This is a genomic window from Dermacoccus sp. NHGro5 (assembly GCF_017565385.1).
Taxonomy (GTDB): domain Bacteria; phylum Actinomycetota; class Actinomycetes; order Actinomycetales; family Dermatophilaceae; genus Dermacoccus; species Dermacoccus nishinomiyaensis.
In genome coordinates this window covers 1-4,406 of sequence record NZ_JAGEKQ010000066.1, presented here as the reverse complement: position 1 = coordinate 4,406, position 4,406 = coordinate 1, and the positions used below count along the sequence as shown (strand labels likewise).

Here is a 4,406-nt window from a genome sequence, read left to right as displayed (position 1 = left end):
GGCGGCCTTCTCCTCGACCGAGTAGCGACGCGTCGTCGGCTTCCCATTCGCCAGTTCCTTCGGCATAACCCCATCCTCGTTTCCAAGGTCAGGAGTCTCCAACAAACTCAGGGCGCTTCAACCACCGGCCGACACTGGGGTTGGGAGAACACCCCCACTCGCGGCGAGTGTGCATGCACACCACCCACCCCAGATGCACGCCACGGCAAGGAGTGGATGGTGCACAAAACCTTCGTTTGAGCCACATGATTCGCCGCCTGGCCGCCACATCTAGGCGTTCGCCATGGCCGATTGCCCAGTGCGGAGCGTAGAGCAGAGTCCGTCATTTGAGCTGCGCCAGGAACATCCGTCGCGCACAACAACAGGAAACTGGTCCGCGGTGCAGCAAGACTCGCAAACCTACTCCGACAACGGCGTCACGTACTATCGCCACTTCGCCAAGCTTCAGGTCGCGATTCCCGCACCGGTGAATGGAACCATCACCCTGCCCCCGCTGAGCTGGTTCAGTAACTGCACCACATCCCTCCTCAACGAGGTGAGCGTGAACGGCCGGGGTGTAGTCACCATCGACGGCAAGGACATCCCACAGGTCGGTCTTTTCCCCACAGTGTGATGGTTGCTCGAAGTTCACGTCGCACCCATTCCTCCTTTGGAATTTTTTCTCCAATGCGACAGACCCCGACGTCGTTTCATGACGCCCCCGCCCATTTCGGCGGGGATCTCGAGGACGGCTGCTACCTACTCGAGGGCGCTGATCACCACCTCGACGCTGTCGAGGTGGAGTTGTAGGCCGGGGACGACTTGATCCAGGCCACGCCTCGGGGCATCACATCAGCTTCGGGGCGGCGTGATTCCATCAACGGGGCCGCGCCGCCCCCGACGGGGGCCACAGCAGTTGATGGGCGTGAGTGCCACTCGGCTCGGTGATGGTGACGTCCTTCTCGCCGGCCCGGCGTAGTCGCGAGGCGACGGAGATGCCACCATCACCGCCGCCGATGATGACGATGGAGTGGGACAGGGTTTCCTTCATGGATGCCCCTTCGGGGTAGTTGCGACGCGGTGCGTGGCGCGTCTCATGAGAGTTGTTTGCGAACACCGGAGACGCTCGGAGTGCCCGTGCTGCGGTTGTAAGGCAGTTTCGAGAGCATGGTGCCCATGGCGCAGGTGTTCGACAGCGCGGCGAACATCAGGCCGCCGCCCACAGCACCGGACAGCCACTTCGCCTTCGGTACGACGGTGCTGGCGAGTACGCCCGTGGCCACGAGCGAACCGGCGACGAGGCGCACCTGACGCTCCAGATCCCAGCGGGCCTGGCCGAACTCGACGTCATGACCGGCGTCGCGCCAGGCCTCGAAACCGCCGACGAGGACGCTCGTGTGCGGCACCCCGACCTTGGCCAGGGCCTGTTCGGCGCGTTCGGCGCGTGGGCCCATGCGACAGATGAGGACGGCGTCGCGGTTGATGCCGGCGCCGATCGCGGTGGCGTTCTTCTCGATCAGATCGACCGGCACGTTGATCGAACCGGGGATGCGCGCAGTGCCGTACTCGGCGGGGGTGCGCACGTCGAGCAGCAGTGTCTCGCCGGCCGTGACGGCGTCAGCGAGCTCGGCGGGGGTGAGGCGGTTTGCCAGGGCCATGAGAAATCTCCTTGAGTGGTGGATCGGCGGCTGCGACCAGCGGTCGCCGGGGGATTGGGGATCGGACGCGAGGGTCACAGGAGTTGGGGCAGGGCGCGCCACGCGGTGTACGCGGCGACGCACATCAAGAAGACGGCAAACCCGAGCTGCAGCATCCTCTTCGGGATGCGCTGGGCGAGCCGGCCGCCGAGCGCGGCTCCGATGACGGCGGTGGCGGCGAACGGCACCACGACATTCCATTCTAGATCCGCGCCGTCAGCAGAGTGGAACAACAACGAGGTGGCGCTGTTGATGACGACGACGAGCAGGGACGTGCCCACCGCATACAGCATGCAGTACCCGAGGGCCAAGGTGAGGGCGGGAACGATGGCGAACCCGCCGCCGACGCCGAAGAAGCCGGTGAGCAGGCCGACGCCGGTACCAGCCAGGGCCACCTTGACCAGGGCGAAGGTGTGCCCTCCGTTCTCCTCGCGCAACGGTCTCGGCACGCAGGCGGTGTTGTCGCGTTCGCGTCGTGCCCGCATGATCATCACCGTGGCGACGACGACGAGCAGCGCCGCGAACAGAGTGAGCAGTAGATTGCCGTCGACGCCGCGCGAGGCCCGGGTGCCGAGGTAGGCGCCGCCGATGCCGACGAGTCCGAAGAGCGCGCCCTGGCCCCACTGCACGGTGCCGGCGCGGTGGTGGCTCCACAGGCCGACGAGGGAGCTGATGCCGACGATGACGAGCGAACTCGTCGTCGCCTCGTGCGGGCTCTTGTCGAGCGCGTAGACGAGGACGGGCACCGTGAGGATGGCGCCCCCGCCGCCGAGCCCGGCGACGAGCAGACCGACGACGATTCCGGCGACGACGGCGATGAGCATGACGCTCAGGCCTCGCTGCCGTCGACGATGGTCAGCGACGTCTCGCGGGCGTTGTCGAACGCGTCGTCGACGGCGACGACGTGACGCCCGGCGGCGTCGAGCACGGACGCCGCGATCGAGGCCCGGTACCCACCGGCGCAGTGCACCCACACCTCGCCGGCGGGCACCTCGCCGACGCGGGTGATGATCTCGTGCAGCGGCACGTTGATCGCACCGTCGATGTGGCCGCTCGTGTACTCGCTGTCGCGTCGCACGTCGAGGACGACGACGTCACGGTGGTGACGCACCTGCGCGAGGTCGGCGAACGTGGCGCGCTCGAACGAACCGAGTTCACCACTCGTCCAGTCCTGCGGTGTGCCGGTGGCGGCGGCCTGGGGGCGTTCGATGCCGATGCGCACGAGCTCACGCTGCGCCTCAGCGACCTGCTCGCGGCTGTCGCCCAAGAGGGTCAGTGGCGTGCCCCACGGGATGAGCCACCCGAGGTAGGTGGCGAACTGGCCGTCGATGCCGAAGTTGAGGGCCTGCTTGACGTGGCCCTTCGCGTACGCCTGCCGGTTGCGCAGGTCGACGACCCATTCGCCGGCCTCGAGTGCGGCGCGGATAGCATCGGCGTCAGCCGCGGCGGGCTCGCTGAGGTCGGGGGCCGTGGCGGGCGCGTCGAGGTTGGCCGGGCCCATGTGGGCGTAGTAGGCGGGCCATGCCTCGAGCCCGGCGAGAATCTGTTCGACCCAGGTCTGCTCGTCCTCCATCAAAGCGGGGTTGGTGCGCTTCTCCGCCCCGATGGTCGAGGAGTCGGCGTCCGACTGGGTCGCCGAGCAGAAGCTGCCGAATCCGTGGGTGGGCAGAACCGCGGCGTCGTCGGGCACCTCATCGGCGATGCGGTGCGCCGAGGCGTACTGGTGGTGCACCAGAGGGTCGGTGTGCTCGGGGCCGAGCAGGTCGGGGCGGCCCGTCGAGCCGAACAGCAGGGAGCCGCCGGAGAAGATGCCCACCCGCTCGTCGTGCGAATCGAGCGCGTACGACAGGTGCGTGAACGTGTGTCCGGGGGTCGCCATGACGGTGACCGCAAGCGCGGGCGAGACCGTGATGACGTCACCGTCGTCCACTCCGACGCGTTCGAAACGCACCGGGTCGGCCACGTTGACGTGGTACGCGGCGCCCGTCGCGTCGGCCAGCGCGCGGCCGCCGGTGACGTAGTCGTTGTGAATGTGCGTCTCGAACACATGAGTGATCCGCACCCCTTCACGCTCGGCGAGATCGATGACGCGGTCGATGTCACGCTGCGGGTCGACGACGAGAGCGACCTCACCGTCGTGGGCCAGGTAGGAACGATCGCCGAGCGTCTTCGTGTCGATGGGGATGATCGTGGCCATGGCGTTCTCCTCGTGCGTACTGGGCTGAAAATATACCCCCGGGGGTATCTGTCGCCACCGTACTCGCATACCCCCGGGGGTATCAAGTAGAGTGGGGGCTTCATCGCAGTTCGAGTGGAAAGGCATCGGTGTGGAACTCTCTGCCGACGACATGGCTCCGGTGGTCAACCGGCTCAAGCGCGCCCAGGGTCAGCTGGGGGGTGTCATCCGCCTCATCGAAGAGGGCGGCGATTGCCAGAGCGTCGTCACCCAGCTCGCGGCGACAAGTCGCGCTCTCGATCGCGCCGGTTTCGCGATCCTCTCCTCGGGCCTGCAGCAATGCCTGGCGACGAAGGGCAGTGTCGAGGGCGAGGACGCGAAGACGTTGGAGAAGCTGTTCCTGACCCTGTCCTGAAGCGCCTACCGCTAGGTGTGATGACCAGCCAGGTTGTCCAACCGGGTGATGGGCGCGACTCTGCCGATGGCTGAGTGGGGCCGGTGGTGGTTGTACTGGTGGATCCATGGTGCCAGCGCCGCGAGCCGGGCGTCTTCGC

Annotated in this window: 7 protein-coding genes; 2 read left to right on the top strand and 5 right to left on the bottom strand. The window is 67.1% G+C overall.

Annotated features, from left to right (window positions below):
- Positions 1-283 precede the first annotated feature (283 nt).
- Positions 284-613: a hypothetical protein gene (locus J4Z35_RS14270; RefSeq protein ID WP_208065689.1), complete on the top strand. Its 330-nt coding sequence runs from the start codon at positions 284-286 to the stop codon at positions 611-613.
- A gap of 243 nt (positions 614-856) precedes the next feature.
- On the opposite strand, the gene J4Z35_RS14265 is transcribed toward J4Z35_RS14270, so the two are convergent.
- The 4 genes from J4Z35_RS14265 to J4Z35_RS14250 form a co-directional block, all read right to left on the bottom strand.
- Positions 857-1,030: an NAD-binding protein gene (locus tag J4Z35_RS14265; RefSeq protein ID WP_208065688.1), complete on the bottom strand. Its 174-nt coding sequence runs from the start codon at positions 1,028-1,030 to the stop codon at positions 857-859.
- Positions 1,031-1,073: 43 nt separating this feature from the next.
- A complete protein-coding gene (locus J4Z35_RS14260; protein ID WP_006943561.1) occupies positions 1,074-1,637 on the bottom strand; it encodes a rhodanese-like domain-containing protein in 564 nt (187 codons plus the stop codon).
- A 74-nt stretch (positions 1,638-1,711) separates the two neighbouring features.
- Complete coding sequence (locus J4Z35_RS14255; RefSeq protein WP_165583673.1) at positions 1,712-2,500, bottom strand: sulfite exporter TauE/SafE family protein; 789 nt, start codon at positions 2,498-2,500, stop codon at positions 1,712-1,714.
- A gap of 5 nt (positions 2,501-2,505) precedes the next feature.
- Positions 2,506-3,873: an MBL fold metallo-hydrolase gene (locus J4Z35_RS14250; RefSeq protein WP_165583674.1), complete on the bottom strand. Its 1,368-nt coding sequence runs from the start codon at positions 3,871-3,873 to the stop codon at positions 2,506-2,508.
- 130 nt (positions 3,874-4,003) lie between these two features.
- Between J4Z35_RS14250 and J4Z35_RS14245 the strand changes: the two genes are divergently transcribed.
- Positions 4,004-4,267, top strand: a complete 264-nt coding sequence (locus J4Z35_RS14245; RefSeq protein ID WP_006943555.1) for a metal-sensitive transcriptional regulator — start codon at positions 4,004-4,006, stop codon at positions 4,265-4,267.
- An 11-nt stretch (positions 4,268-4,278) separates the two neighbouring features.
- On the opposite strand, the gene J4Z35_RS14240 is transcribed toward J4Z35_RS14245, so the two are convergent.
- On the bottom strand, positions 4,279-4,406 hold a 128-nt coding region (locus J4Z35_RS14240), incomplete at its 5' end, for an integrase core domain-containing protein (protein ID WP_208065690.1).